The sequence below is a fragment of the Chryseobacterium sp. POE27 genome (assembly GCF_039727685.1).
GTDB lineage: Bacteria > Bacteroidota > Bacteroidia > Flavobacteriales > Weeksellaceae > Chryseobacterium.
The window spans coordinates 1,242,675-1,256,123 of the sequence record NZ_CP152475.1 but is presented as its reverse complement, the minus strand read 5'-3'; the positions used below and the strand labels follow the sequence as shown (position 1 = coordinate 1,256,123).

Genomic DNA, 13,449 nt, shown 5'->3' with positions numbered 1-13,449 from the left:
TTTATATATAAATGTAGAAACTGTTTTAATTTCTCGGCAATGATCTGCGGGAAAGATTCTTAACCGTAAAAAAATCGACAGCTCTGTGTGTCTGTCGATTTTTCATTGATCTGTTTATATAGAATAAACTTTAAGGGAAATCAGCCTTTTTAGAATAGCAGTGAAATTAAAAACTATCAACCAAAACTAATCCTGATAAAATATGTAATGATATTTTATATTCTACTGTCATGATGGGATCTTATGAAATTAAGAAGGTACTAATAGCTGTCTGACGAGATAGAATCTATTCTGAAAAAGGCTGTTATTGATGGGTTGCTTGTTCGCAGTTGTTCTGTAATAAATTTATTGTAGGTATAAGGCTGTACCATTAACAGGAAAATGTTTTTCTCCATCTGCTGACTGTGCTTCGGCTGAGGTTGAAATGTCTTGATACCTCTATATTGCTGAGCCCTTTTTCTTTCTGATATTCCAGAATTCTGATAATGGAATGGTAGTCATAGTTTTTATGCCTGCGGTTATTGATTTCCGTCTCAGGACTCGTCCCGAAAATGATCTCATTAAGCTTTAAGACATCCATGGCCATGATTTCATTTTTGTTAAGAAGATATGCGCATTCGTTATATTTCTCAGGACATTTTCTGCTGATGATGTCCTCATAGATTTTTCTGTAATTAGGTACTGATCTTTCCATAATGTTTTTTTATACTGATCCCGGTTACCACACCTTCCGTAAAATGCAGGATAAGCGTTGTTTTCCGGAAATAAAATGTAACGTTAAGTTCGTAATACCAGACATCAGCCGGATAGTAATTATACTCAAGCCCCAGTTCTCCGGAAATTTCCTTTTTGGTTTTCCCCAGAAGAAACTGATACTGAAGCTTTAGTTTCTTACTCATTGCGATATCTGATTATATTGTATTGTTTTTCCTTTCAGATCTTGTTCTGTATGATAGTATTAGTTTTTATTTCTTCTTATTTTATCCATCAGCCGGATTTTAAAAGTATTGCAGAGGGTATTCCATGCAATACTAGCTCAACATTATCATTTTTACACACTTTATCTCTGGGAATAACATTCTTTAGGTTTTGAGCTGCGGAAGGGAGTCTTTCATCAATGTCGATGGGATGACCGCCGTTCCGCAATTAATGTATTTCGCTAATTTTAAAACGCATTAAACTGTTTGAAATATCATCCTCAAAACCGGGTAATTAAAACACTTTTGGTGTAAAGGGCATTTTTCGAAATAATAGTTATCATATCTGTGCCTGAATTTTATAATTGAATTTGTGTTGTGCTTTTGGTTTCAGAACTGCAGAGATTGCTCTCTGCAAGATCTGAATCCTACTAATCATAATGTGTTTTTAGAATCCTCATTGGCCTCGGCATTAGTTTTCATATGTATTAACTTAGTTTCGTTATTTGTTTTTTAGTTTTTTTTCTTTTGACTGTAGCTGGTTTCTTTTTTGTAGAGCGGATCTTCCCCGTGTTGTTTATCGGAAATCTGTAATACAATAAACATCATACAGTTCCGTCTCAGATCGTATAATACTTTCATTGTATTTCTTATTTTGGTGGTTTTCCGTGTCGGGATCCGTTTATTATATATTCTATACCGGACTTTTTTTTTGCTGCCTTTGTCGGTGACCCGTAAGACCTTCCATTTTCTTAACAGATCATCTTGGCAAGATCCGGATGAAAGCTTTAATTTTTTCTCATTATTTGTTTATTTTTCAGGCTTTAGTTTTTTTGTTTTTATTTTTTATATTGAGCTATAGAAGGCAGATTAATATCATGCTGATTTTGTAGCTGATATTTTTCAGTATCGCATACGATGTATCGTAAAAAGACGTATTTTTGAGTAAGTTTTATGGTAATCATTGGTTAAGTTTTTATTGTAAGACTACAGGCACAAAGTTATTTCTATGAAAGTATAGAGTATGTAATACTATTTTAAAATTTAATCAGTATTTGTACTACCTCATGTAGTATTAGTATTACAAAATTTAATTATTTTATTATAACACAATATGAAAAACTTTTTGCCATTATTTCTTGTTCTCCTATTCGTACAGCTCAATGCACAGCATGATAATTACTATGAAAAATGGTATAATGCTGATGACAGCAACCTTCCCCAGAATACGGTGAAATCTATCGTAAAAGACAAATACGGTTTTCTCTGGCTTTCAACAGAAAATGGCATTGTGCGGTTTGACGGAAAAAACTTTATCACCTACGAGATACAGTTGCCCACCATTGAAAACAGAACATTATTGATCGACGGTTCTGTTGAAGACGACTGGCTTTTTACGTTCTACTTCTACAACCCGGGGACGATCCCGGCTATGATCCGCAACAGGAATTTCTCCATTGTCAATAAAAAGGATACCGCTACTTTACGGGAGCTTAAAAATTATGGAGACGAAAATGCTTATAAACTGGTAAGGGATAGTTCTGAAAGTGTAATAAAGAGAAAGTTTCATTATTTTCTTAATAAGAACGAAAATTATAGCCTGGACAATCATCGTCTTTTCTACAACAAGGGGAAAAAGTCTCGGTTTATAAAAGACTGTAAAGATTACTTTTTCGCAGATTTTTTCATTCTTGGCGATCAGCTTTTTTTACTTAAGGAACAGCACTGTTATTGAGAGAATTGATAAAAATGGCTTAATAAAGGAATATCCAGTCGGTATAGGAGCCAAAGCAAAAGATTTTGACTACTTTATCAATAACGCCAACAAGCAGCTGCTGATAAGAAATAATGGCAGAATATATCTTGTTGAATATCTCAACGGTTCTGTAACGTACAGCCTGATCTGTGACAGTAAAACCCTCAAAGGACTTTCTATAACCTGTATGTATTATGATAAGCCAACAAAAACCCTCTTTGTCGGGACTTTCTCAAAGGGAATGCTGATGGTCAGGGAAAAGTTTATTAAGGCCTATAGTACACCAAATGGAAAAACAATATTTCATGCCCTTACAGATTACAACGACCGCGAAGTAATAACAGCAGACGGAGATATTTTCGGTGCTGATGGCTATAAACGGAGTTTACCTTTTAAAAATAATGATACATATGGTATTGTTAAACTTCAAAAGCCCGGTGAATTTGTTCTTAAAAGCGAACATCGTATTGATCTGTGGTCTCAAAATAAAAATAGTACTCTTCTGAACTTCGGCATTCAGTCTTCAGTTTATACCATAAGCGGTTCGCATGGTGATAAGATATGGATTTCTCTTGATCTGAAAGGACAAAAACTGATAGGCTACATCATTATCAAAGAGGGTAAGGTAATAAAAGAAAAGTTTTATAATATTAAAATTTCCGTGAAAGGGATTGGTGAGGTGAGCGATCAGGAAATCCTTCTGGCAACGGAAACAGGGCTTTACCTGTTTGATGAAAAGAAAATGATCCGGAAAATGGTGATGCCCAATGTGAATTTCAGGAGCATCAACAATAACGGAGATGATCTTTTCTGGATACAGTCTTACGGTAAAGGGCTTTATCTTTATAAAAAAGGCAGAATGTACAGTCTGCCGCAGAAAAATAATCTGTTGGCATCGGTACACAGCGTAATTGATGACGGACTTGGATATTACTGGCTTTCTTCAAATACCGGCCTTTTTCAGGTGAAGAAACAACAGTTTGTAGATGCCTATCTGCATGGAAATCCTAATGTTTACATTCATAAATATACCTTAACAGACGGTCTTCTGACATCTGAGTTTAATGGAGGAAGCAATATTAACGGCCTTAGAAAAAATGGGTTTATTATATTTCCTTCCATGGATGGGCTTCTTTATATTAATACGGTGAAATCTTTCCCTGTTGTTTCGAGTGAAGATTATTATATAGACCGTGTAAGCATTAATGAAAAGGAGAAAATAGTTCATGGTATTTTAAATCTCGAAAGGAACTTCGGATACGTAAAAATTTTTGTAGATTATGCCAACTTCGGAAACTCAGGGAATGAGTATATTGAATATAAAATAGATGATGGAAAATGGCTCCCACTGCCTGATAACGGAATTATTAATATCAATTCCCTTACAAAAGGTAAGCATACGATCCATGTGAGAAAACTTAATAACTTTTCCTCTGTATTTAGTTATAAAACTTTAGAAATCAATGTTCAGCCTGCGTTTTGGGAAACCGCTGTGTTTAAATTATTTTTAGTGATTATAGTACTGTTGATTTTTTATACAGTTTATAAAATAAGGCTGATAAGAATACAAAAAGAGACCGTAATTCTGAATGCCAGGATAGAAAAACGTACTACGGAACTTAAAGATACGATAAAATCTCTTTCTAAAACCAGGGAAGAATTATATGCCCAGCTCTACAGACAGAAGAAGTTTGTTGCGGCCATAAGCCATGATATTAAGAGTCCGCTGAAGTTTATCAATCTCAGCGCAGGGATTCTCTTAGAAAATATGCAGGAAGATTCTTATGAAAAAAGAGCGATCCATTCTATCAATGAATCATCGGCACAGATATTAGAATTCATAGAATCCACCATTAATTATAATAAAATATTTATCTACGATAATTATCAAACAAAAGAAAGTATCAAACTCCGGGAGTTTATCAGCCAGCGCTTTGTCATATTTAAAAATACGGCAGCCTTTAAATCTCTGCAGATTCATAATAACATAGGCCAGGATGATAAGGTTGTCAGTAATCCGGATGTGCTGAGTATCGTGATCCACAATATTCTGGATAATGCCATCAAATATACAGATCATGGTGCTATTTTTATTTATACTTCTGAAAGTGACGGCAAGCGTAGGCTTGTGATTGAAGATACGGGAAAAGGTATGTCGGAGGAAGAAGTGTCAAAAATTAATGCTTCTGAAGAATCTTCCGGCTCAAGAATGGGAATGAAGATCATCAGAGACCTCCTGCCTCTTATAGATGTTTCTATGGAAGTGCTAAGTATAGTTGGGAGGGGAACGAAAGTAATCCTGATTTTTAATGCTAATTGAGGCTGAAAAAATTCAGCAGAGCAGGGATGTTGGTAATTCCAAGCTTATCAAAGATCCTTGTCTTATAGGTGCTTACTGTAGATTTATGAATGTAAAGTTTAGAAGCAATTTCGTTATTAGACAATCCTGCTGCCAGAAGCCTGGCGATTTCCAGCTCACGGATAGACAGAAGCTCGATAGGGGTAATGCTATTTTTTCGTATCATATTGTCCAGCAGTTTTTCCTTAAGATCTTCACTCATATATTTACCGGATTCGAAGAACTTGCCGAACGCTCTTATAATGTCATCAGGCTCACAGAGTTTGCTTAAATAACCGCTGGCCCCGGCTTTAATGAATTTAAATGCATAAATACCTTCATCCAACGCCGAGAACATAAGGATTCTTATATCTCCGTCATATTCTAATGAAAGGTTTTCAACAAAATTCAGACTGTTGCCTTCAGGGAAATTAATGTCAAGTATGATGAAATTTATATTTTCTCTTTTAATAATCGTTCTGCCTTCATTCAGAGTAGAGGCTTCAAAAATAGTTATATTGGCAAAATGCTTTTTGAGGAGCAGGTAAACACCTTGTCTTACAATGCTATGATCATCAATAACAAGTACGCTTTTTTTATCGATTTCCATTATATAATTTTCATCCGGTTTTATATAATTCAAATATATTAATAATTTTTTGAAAACAAATATGTTAAATCATTGTATTTTATTATTAAAGAACACTTTTTTGATAATAGTTTAAATGTAGAATTAAAGAATCTGCATACTCTCTTTAATGCTGTTCATCACAAAAATACTTTTGGTCTGCCCAATTCCTTCTATTTCAGATAATTTATTTACAAAAAATTCGTGAAACTCATCCATATTCGGGGCTAATATCTTCAGCATAAAGTCAAAATCTCCGCTTATATTATAAAATTCAACAACTTCCTTCAGCTTTCCCACCTCTTCAATAAATTTCCCAGCCGTTTTTTTATGATGAACATTAAGGGCAATCATACAGATTACCATCATTCCTTTATTCACTTTTTTACGGTCGACGACGGTGGTGTATTCTCTGATGATTCCCAGTTTTTCCATTCTCTTAATACGTTCGTGAGTAGGCGTGGGACTCAGGTTGATTCTATTGGCAATGTCGCGGATACTCAGTTTGGCATCTTTCTGCAAAATTCTCAGGATCGCAAGATCTTTTTCGTCCGGTGTGTAACTTTCTGTGGTCATTTGTTCTGTTTTTTAGGGTTAAAAGATAGATAAAAGAATAATTGTTCCTTTAAATTACTCATATATTTAAATATGTTCCAAATTTAGTATATAATTTTTACATACGTTCTGTTAATGGTAATTTTGCAGCATAAATGAACTTTATGAGCAGAAAGAATATCATACTCATCCTGGCATCTGTAGGAACCTTTGTAGAAGCGCTGGATATTGCGATTGTGAATCTTAGTATTCCCTCTATCCAGGAGCAGTTCGGTATTGGTACCGAAACCGTACAGTGGCTTCAGACATTGTATGTGCTTTTCTTTGGAGGTTTTCTCATCGTCGGGGGTAAGTTATCTGATCAGATGGGACGTAAAAAAATCTTTCTGTCGGGGTCCTTTATCTTTATGGTAGCTTCTTTAGGAGCTGGATTATCTTCAGGATTTGAAACGTTGGCAATATTCCGGGCTTTACAGGGTTTGGGGGCAGCATTCATCATGCCTTCCGCAATGTCGATTGTTACCAATACTTTTACAGGCGACCAGGAAAGAAACCGTGCAGTCGGGATTTTCAGTTCATTTGCAGCCATCGGTTCCGGGAGCGGACTTTCCTTGGGAGGAATTATCAGTACATACCTCAGCTGGCATTGGGTTTTTCTCATTAATGTTCCGGTTCTTGCAATAAGCTTACTATTGGGATATTATTATCTTCCTAAAGATGAGATCTCAGAAAAACCTTACAAAACAGACTTTTTATCAGGGGTTTTGCTGGTATTGGGACTGTTGAGCCTTACTTACGGAACGCATGAATTAATCCATATTAAAGAATATCCATTAATGATCATATCTTCTCTGCTCATCGCTGTTTTATTGTTAACCACGGTGTTTTACCGTCTAAAGTCGATTTCTCAGCCATTGATCGATTTATCGCTCATGAAGCATAGATCATTAAAGATTTCCAGCATTTGTTTTGTAGGATTAGGAGCATTTTTTATTGGTTTTCTGTTTCTTATCTCATTGATGCTGCAGAAAGATATGAATTACAATGCAGCTACAGCAGGATTGCTGTTGGTACCGTTCAGTGTAATGTCTGCATTGGTGGCAAAGTTCATTCTTCCTTACATTTCTAAAAAGCTTAATTCCCCTCAGATGGCAATTTTAGGATGGTTTTCTATGTTGACAGGTTCGTTGTCTCTCCTGATTTCAGTATATATCGGACATCCGCTGGCGTTGGTTTTAATAGGTGCAGCCTGTATTTCAGGAATAGGAATGACATTTTGTTTTACGGCATTGTCGGTGTTGGGAATTCAGGATGTAGGGTCTTCAGATTACGGGGTGGCCGCAAGTCTGGGTTCTACAAGCTACTTTCTAGGGGCGGGAATCGGGCTGTCATTCATGACTTTAATGAGTCAGCTTTTTCCTTCTGTGTTGGCAGTCGGAAATTTAAGCGTAATCATTCTGACGAGCTATTCATTATTTGCATTGGGTGCCTTGCTTTATTTTGTTATTAAAAATATAAAAGTCAGAAAAACAGAAATGCTTATAGAGTAGGGTGATTCAGCCAATAATAAGGAGTTATTTTAAAATTAAATTATTAAGGCTTCATAAGCAATTCGTTAAAATATTCGCGATCTGATAGATAAAAAATGCCCGAACTAAAATTCAGGCATTCACGTTTAAGAAATATAAATAAGTAAAACTACTTGAGTGTAAATTTCACCTTTGTTTTGATGGCATCAGAAGAGTTTCCGATGAGTGCTTCGAAATCTCCGGGTTCTGCCACCCAATCGTGTTTATCGGCATCAAAGAAGCTTAAAGCGGTTTTATCAATCGTAAATGTCACTTCTTTTTCTTCTCCCGGATTCAGGAATACTTTTTCAAAACCTTTCAGCTCCTTTGTAGGTCGCTGAACAGAGGATTTCAGATCACTGATGTATAATTGTGCCACTTCGGCTCCTGATCTCTTTCCTGTATTTTTAACGGTTACGGTAAAAGTGATTTTGTCGTCCTGAGACATCTCCTTTTTATCTGCTTTTGCTTTCCCGAATTCAAAAGTGGTGTAGCTCAAACCGTGTCCGAAGCTGAATAAAGGCTTAATTTTTTTAGTGTCATGCCATCTGTAACCCACCAGAATACCTTCGTTATACTTGATATTGATAGGATTTTTCTGATCTTTTCCTTTTCCGGCTGCCAGTTCTTCTTTATTTCCGGGATATTCACCCATTTGGTGAGCGGCATTATCTTCAAGTTTTACAGGGAAAGTGAACGGTAATTTTCCGGAAGGGTTCGCATCACCAGCCAACACTGCGGCTAAGGAATTTCCGGCTTCTGAGCCTAGATACCACGCCTGAACAATGGTAGGAACCTCTTTTACCCACGGCATCGCTACCGCATTTCCTGAAACCAGAATTACTGTCAGATTTTTATTGGCTTTTGCCAACGCTGAGATTACATTATCCTGATTATATGGCAGTCCATAGCTTTTTCTGTCGTTTCCTTCACTGTCCTGAAAATCAGCTTTATTTAGTCCACCCACAAAAATTACATAATCTGAAGACTTTGCCAGTGCTACAGCTTCATTTAAAAGAGCTTCAGGAGAGCGTTCTTCCTTGAGGTTCTGTCCGGATTTCACGCCGTTATATTCACCGCCGATATCTCCCACGTAACCTCTTGCATATTGTACATCAGCCTGTTTCCCGAACCTCGCTTTGATTCCTTCCAGAGGAAGGGTTTCATATTTAACCTTTAAAGAAGAAGAACCTCCGCCTACGGTCATGATTTTGATGCCATTTTCACCGATAACAGCAATTTTTTTAGCTTTATTAATATCAATCGGAAGTACATTTCCCTGATTTTTCAATAATACAATTCCTTCTTCACCGATTTCTTTAGCGACTGCTTTATGTTCTTCAGAAGCAATGTTTCCAAAAGGCTTATTTCTGTTCATTGTCGTTTTATAGGCAAGACGCAGAAGTCGTGTAACTTTATCGTCAAGTTCCTTGGTTCCAACTTTTCCTTCTTTAATTAATTTTAAATAAGGCTGTGCCAGATAATAACTGTCATACGCATTGGAATGTCCTTCTGATAAGCCATTGGTCCAGCTTCCGAATTCAAGGTCAAGACCGTTGTGGATCGCCTGCTCCGTATTATTTACTGCGCCCCAGTCTGATAGCACAACACCTTTGTAGTTCCATTCTTTTTTAAGAATATCATTAAGAAGATATTGGTTCTGGCTTGCATACTGTCCTTTGTACATATCGTATGCGCCCATAATCGTCCATGAATCTCCTTCTGTTACCGCTGCTTTGAATGGCGGAAGATAGATTTCGTATAATGTTCTGTCATCAATAATAACATTACTCGTATGGCGGAACATTTCCTGATTGTTTAAAGCGTAATGTTTTACGGAAGTCGCTACGCCATTTGATTGTACTCCTTTGATATAAGGTACCACCATCTTTGACGTTAAAAAAGGATCTTCGCCCATGTATTCGAAATTTCTTCCGTTTAGGGGTGTTCTGTAAATATTGACGCCAGGTCCCAGAAGAATGTCTTTTTTTCTGTAGCGTGCTTCTTCTCCCAAAGCCTTACCGTAATTCCACGACATATTTTTGTTCCATGTTGCAGAAAGTGCTGTAAGCGCAGGATAGGCGATAATAGAATCATTGGTCCAGCCGGCCTGATCCCATTCATCCCATTTTACTTCAGAACGAACACCGTGAGGGCCGTCGGTCGTCCAGAATTCAGGGATTCCTAACCTTGGTACACCCGGAGAACTGAATTTTGACTGTGCATGAAGCATCGCAATTTTTTCCTCAAGTGTCATTTTGGAAAGAGCATCCTGAATACGCTGTTCAACAGGTTTTGATTCGTCTAAATAAACGGGAATTGCAGTGGTATTTTGAGCCATATACGAAGCGGAAATAAGAGTAAATAAACTTACAATGGCGGTTTTCTTTAACATAAAAAGCCTTTTTTGATTAAAAACAAAAGTAGGAAATTTTTTTTATTATCTCAAATTGAGAAAATGTAATTTTAACAAAATGGTTATTTCTGACTATTTTTTGAAATAAAAGACACCATTTCAAAATTGAAATGATGCCCAAACATACATATAATAACAGAATCTTTTAAAATCAATATCAACATTATATTTTCAGTTCCATCCTTTGATAGCGCCACCTTTAAATATTTCTTCAGCCTTTTTCGCCACTTCATCAGACTCGTAAGCTTTGACAAATTTTTTCACCTTTTCAGAATTTTTATTATCCTCCCTTGAAACAATGACGTTTACATAGGGAGAGTTTTTTGTCTTCTTTTAAAATTCCCTGTTTTTCGGTGTCAAGTCCGGCCTGTGCAGCAAAATTGTTATTAATAATCGCCAGTACGACTTCTTTATCATCAAGCACTCTGGGCAGTTGCGGAGCCTCGATTTCAAGAATTTTCAACTGTTTCGGATTGTCGACAATATCGGTAACTTTAGGTAATAAGCCTATGCCGTCTTTTAGTTTGAGCAAACCATTTTTCTGCAACAGTAATAATGAACGGCCGCCGTTCGTCGGGTCATTAGGAATCACTATGGTACTGCCGTTCTGCAGCTGACTGATATTTTTTATTTTTTTGGAATAAGCCACGATAGGATAGACAAATGTATTCCCTACAACAGCCAGCTTATATCCCCGCTGTTTTGACTGTTCATTAAGATAAGGCACATGCTGAAAGGCATTGGCGTCAATATCTCCGTTATGTAAGGCTTCATTGGGAACTACGTAGTCATTAAAGGCAACCAGTTCTACTTCCAGGTTGTATTTTTCTTTCGCTACTTTTTTTGCAGTTTCTGCAATTTCCTGTTCCGGTCCTGAAGTGATGCCGACCTTAATGTAATTCGGATCCTCTTTTTTTCCTGAATTGCAGGATGATAATACTATTCCCACGGCTAGTAAGCCAAAAAATTTTATTTTTTTCATTGTTAATTTTTTCTTATTTAATGGTAAAAAAGCGAAAATCACAGAAGGTTTTAATCTCAGGGTATTTCCGGAAATTCGCCCTTTACCACAGGTGACAAAGGATAACAAAGTCACCACACTATTTCACATTCACATTATATTTTTAAGAATGATTGACTCTTATGATTACTTCCCTGTAAATTCAACGGTGATCAAATCTTTTAGCCAGACGGTCACCGGAAAACTGAATGATAAATACAATTCCCACAAGTAATGCCAGGACGAGATTCATAATGACCGAATCATAGCCGATATAGCCGTACTGATAGCCGATCTGACCCAGTCCGCCTGCTCCCACAGCGCCTCCCATTGCCGAATAGCCTACTAATGTGATCAGGGTGATCGTTGCATTGTTTATTAAAGAGGGAAGTGCTTCGGGAAGTAAAATTTTCCGGATGATCTGCATCGGATTTGCGCCCAGTGCCCTGGCAGTCTCGATAAGACCGGAAGGAACTTCCAACAGACTGTTCTCAACCAGCCTTGCAATAAAAGGCGTGGCCCCGATACTGAGCGGAACCAAAGCTGCATTCACGCCGATTGATGTTCCCACCAGGCTTCGTGTAAAAGGGATCATCCAGACGATCAGAATAATAAAAGGAATAGAGCGGAAAATATTAACCAGTACAGATAATATTCTGTGATAAGTCACATTTTCCAGTAGCTGTCCTTTTCTCGTCAAAAACAAGAGAATCCCGACCGGCAAACCTAAAGCGAATCCGAAAAAACCGGATGCAAATGTCATGAAAACCGTCTCCCAGACTCCTTTTGATAAAAGAGAAATTACCGTATCACTAAGCATAACCCCTTACTGTGTTTTGAATTTTATTCTGGTTGAAATAATAAATAGCCTGCTGATTTTTCTCCTGCTCACCCTGCAGCTGCAAGAGAAGCTTACCAAAATTGACTTCTCCCAGATACTCGACATCTGCCTTCAATAGTTTGTAGGGAATTTTATATTTGTCGTAGACAATGGAGAGCAGCTCTTCAACAGAAATCTCTTCATTTACTTCGACTTCTACAAGAGGGAATAATCCGTCCTGTGGTTCTTTCTGTAGTTTCTTATTCAATTCTTGCGGTATATTCATAGCTCCTGAGTTTAAAAATTGTTTGATAATGGGGTGATCCTTTTGTGAGATAATCTCTTGTAAAGTCCCTTTTGTAATAAGTTTGCCTTTGTCGATAACAGCAACATGGTTGCACACTGTACGTATGACTTCCATCTCATGCGTTATGAGCAGTATCGTAATGCCAAGCCTCTGGTTAATATCTCTCAACAGCTGTAAAATCGATAGTGTTGTAGCCGGATCCAGTGCACTTGTTGCTTCGTCACAAAGAAGAAGATAAGGATCATTGGCGAGCGCCCTAGCGATGGCAACTCTTTGTTTCTGTCCTCCTGAAAGACTTTTCGGATAATCGCCGGCTTTGTCTTCAAGGCCAACAATTTTAAGGAGTTCACTCACTTTTTTTGTGGATCGATGTTTTATTTACACCATCCAGTTCCAGGGGAAGAGCAATGTTTTCAGAAACGGTTCTTGAAGAAAGAAGGTTAAAATGCTGAAAGATCATCCCTATTTTTTTTCGTTCTTTAGCCAATTCTCTGGATTTTAATTGGGTAAAATCTTTTCCGTTGATGATAATTTTTCCCTCATCAGGTCTTTCAAGCAGATTTACCGTTCGGATCAATGTACTTTTTCCTGCTCCGGAAAAGCCTATAATTCCTACGATATCACCTTTCTCAACGCTCAGGCTGATCTGATCCAGTGCTTTAAAAGACTGCTTTTTCTGATGAAAGGTTTTTGAAATATTTTTTATCTCTATCATTTTAAAATTCTTCATTAAATAAAAAAAGGCTTTACAACGTGGTAAAGCCTTTAAAATATGTCATATAAAAGTAAGGTCAGTCACCACAATGCGCTATTTCAGGCATACAGCAATACATCATCATATGATTGATGGTATGTTTACTGATGGTAATATTTTTCGAACCTGTATTCATTGTTTTTAATATCTGATTACGGTTGCAAATATAGGATATAAATTTTCATTAGTCCACTAAAAAAAGTAGACTTTTTGTAAAATAATTTTAAATTTGTTTTTAATAGGCTGATTGTTAGATTTTTATTTTTTTTACTAAATGAAACATTTTCGTAAGCCATTTCCAAAAATTAAAAATTCACTTTCAAAAACATCATTTATTAAACTAGTTAAATGTGCAGGATTTTATAACGGTCTACATTTGTCATATAAAAA

General features: G+C 36.8%; 12 protein-coding genes and 1 pseudogene. 3 read left to right on the top strand and 10 right to left on the bottom strand.

Annotation, left to right across the window (positions count from 1 at the left end):
• Window positions 1–370 precede the first annotated feature (370 nt).
• From AAHI02_RS05820 to AAHI02_RS05810, 3 genes are all read right to left on the bottom strand, one after another.
• Window positions 371–694, bottom strand: a complete 324-nt coding sequence (locus AAHI02_RS05820) for a helix-turn-helix domain-containing protein (RefSeq protein WP_346985861.1) — start codon at window positions 692–694, stop codon at window positions 371–373.
• A complete protein-coding gene (locus AAHI02_RS05815) occupies window positions 675–899 on the bottom strand; it encodes a hypothetical protein (RefSeq protein ID WP_042722242.1) in 225 nt (74 codons plus the stop codon). The genes AAHI02_RS05820 and AAHI02_RS05815 overlap by 20 nt, the downstream gene beginning before the upstream one ends.
• 531 nt (window positions 900–1,430) lie before the next feature.
• Window positions 1,431–1,559, bottom strand: a complete 129-nt coding sequence (locus tag AAHI02_RS05810) for a hypothetical protein (RefSeq protein WP_346985860.1) — start codon at window positions 1,557–1,559, stop codon at window positions 1,431–1,433.
• Window positions 1,560–2,031: 472 nt separating this feature from the next.
• Between AAHI02_RS05810 and AAHI02_RS05805 the strand changes: the two genes are divergently transcribed.
• Both AAHI02_RS05805 and AAHI02_RS05800 read left to right on the top strand, forming a co-directional pair.
• On the top strand, window positions 2,032–2,652 hold the full coding sequence (locus tag AAHI02_RS05805) for a two-component regulator propeller domain-containing protein (RefSeq protein WP_346985859.1): 621 nt from the start codon (window positions 2,032–2,034) through the stop codon (window positions 2,650–2,652).
• Window positions 2,609–4,993: a HAMP domain-containing sensor histidine kinase gene (locus tag AAHI02_RS05800; RefSeq protein WP_346985858.1), complete on the top strand. Its 2,385-nt coding sequence runs from the start codon at window positions 2,609–2,611 to the stop codon at window positions 4,991–4,993. Before AAHI02_RS05805 ends, AAHI02_RS05800 begins: the two co-directional genes overlap by 44 nt.
• Here the strand turns inward: AAHI02_RS05800 and AAHI02_RS05795 are convergent.
• Together AAHI02_RS05795 and AAHI02_RS05790 are read right to left on the bottom strand one after the other, a co-directional pair.
• The gene (locus tag AAHI02_RS05795; protein ID WP_346985857.1) at window positions 4,986–5,621 is read right to left on the bottom strand and encodes a response regulator transcription factor; all 636 of its coding nucleotides are present in this window, start codon (window positions 5,619–5,621) and stop codon (window positions 4,986–4,988) included. The two genes, AAHI02_RS05800 and AAHI02_RS05795, sit on opposite strands and share 8 nt — an antisense overlap.
• A 123-nt stretch (window positions 5,622–5,744) precedes the next feature.
• The gene (locus tag AAHI02_RS05790) at window positions 5,745–6,215 is read right to left on the bottom strand and encodes an Lrp/AsnC family transcriptional regulator (protein ID WP_346985856.1); all 471 of its coding nucleotides are present in this window, start codon (window positions 6,213–6,215) and stop codon (window positions 5,745–5,747) included.
• A 143-nt stretch (window positions 6,216–6,358) separates the two neighbouring features.
• On the opposite strand from AAHI02_RS05790, the gene AAHI02_RS05785 reads away from it, so the two are divergent.
• Window positions 6,359–7,744, top strand: a complete 1,386-nt coding sequence (locus AAHI02_RS05785) for an MFS transporter (RefSeq protein ID WP_346985855.1) — start codon at window positions 6,359–6,361, stop codon at window positions 7,742–7,744.
• A 148-nt stretch (window positions 7,745–7,892) separates the two neighbouring features.
• On the opposite strand, the gene AAHI02_RS05780 is transcribed toward AAHI02_RS05785, so the two are convergent.
• The 5 genes and pseudogenes from AAHI02_RS05780 to AAHI02_RS05760 all read right to left on the bottom strand — a co-directional run bounded on the left by AAHI02_RS05780 (window position 7,893) and on the right by AAHI02_RS05760 (window position 13,020).
• Entirely contained in the window at window positions 7,893–10,157 is a 2,265-nt protein-coding gene (locus AAHI02_RS05780) for a glycoside hydrolase family 3 C-terminal domain-containing protein (protein ID WP_346985854.1), read from the bottom strand.
• A 192-nt stretch (window positions 10,158–10,349) separates the two neighbouring features.
• A pseudogene (gene metQ, locus AAHI02_RS05775) lies at window positions 10,350–11,160 on the bottom strand (methionine ABC transporter substrate-binding lipoprotein MetQ).
• A 181-nt stretch (window positions 11,161–11,341) separates the two neighbouring features.
• Window positions 11,342–11,998, bottom strand: coding sequence for a methionine ABC transporter permease MetI (metI, locus tag AAHI02_RS05770; RefSeq protein ID WP_346985853.1), 657 nt, complete (start codon window positions 11,996–11,998; stop codon window positions 11,342–11,344).
• Complete coding sequence (locus AAHI02_RS05765; protein ID WP_346985852.1) at window positions 11,991–12,659, bottom strand: ATP-binding cassette domain-containing protein; 669 nt, start codon at window positions 12,657–12,659, stop codon at window positions 11,991–11,993. Before AAHI02_RS05765 ends, metI begins: the two co-directional genes overlap by 8 nt.
• A complete protein-coding gene (locus tag AAHI02_RS05760; protein ID WP_346985851.1) occupies window positions 12,652–13,020 on the bottom strand; it encodes an ATP-binding cassette domain-containing protein in 369 nt (122 codons plus the stop codon). Before AAHI02_RS05760 ends, AAHI02_RS05765 begins: the two co-directional genes overlap by 8 nt.
• Window positions 13,021–13,449 lie beyond the last annotated feature (429 nt).

Bases quoted from the DNA above. Each gene is read 5' to 3' on its own strand.
- AAHI02_RS05820 (WP_346985861.1), bottom strand. From the start codon at position 694: ATGGAAAGATCAGTACCTAATTACAGAAAAATCTATGAGGACATCATC.
- AAHI02_RS05815 (WP_042722242.1), bottom strand. From the start codon at position 899: ATGAGTAAGAAACTAAAGCTTCAGTATCAGTTTCTTCTGGGGAAAACC.
- AAHI02_RS05810 (WP_346985860.1), bottom strand. From the start codon at position 1,559: ATGAAAGTATTATACGATCTGAGACGGAACTGTATGATGTTTATTGTA.
- AAHI02_RS05805 (WP_346985859.1), top strand. From the start codon at position 2,032: ATGAAAAACTTTTTGCCATTATTTCTTGTTCTCCTATTCGTACAGCTC.
- AAHI02_RS05795 (WP_346985857.1), bottom strand. From the start codon at position 5,621: ATGGAAATCGATAAAAAAAGCGTACTTGTTATTGATGATCATAGCATT.
- AAHI02_RS05790 (WP_346985856.1), bottom strand. From the start codon at position 6,215: ATGACCACAGAAAGTTACACACCGGACGAAAAAGATCTTGCGATCCTG.
- AAHI02_RS05785 (WP_346985855.1), top strand. From the start codon at position 6,359: ATGAGCAGAAAGAATATCATACTCATCCTGGCATCTGTAGGAACCTTT.
- AAHI02_RS05780 (WP_346985854.1), bottom strand. From the start codon at position 10,157: ATGTTAAAGAAAACCGCCATTGTAAGTTTATTTACTCTTATTTCCGCT.
- metI (WP_346985853.1), bottom strand. From the start codon at position 11,998: ATGCTTAGTGATACGGTAATTTCTCTTTTATCAAAAGGAGTCTGGGAG.
- AAHI02_RS05760 (WP_346985851.1), bottom strand. From the start codon at position 13,020: ATGATAGAGATAAAAAATATTTCAAAAACCTTTCATCAGAAAAAGCAG.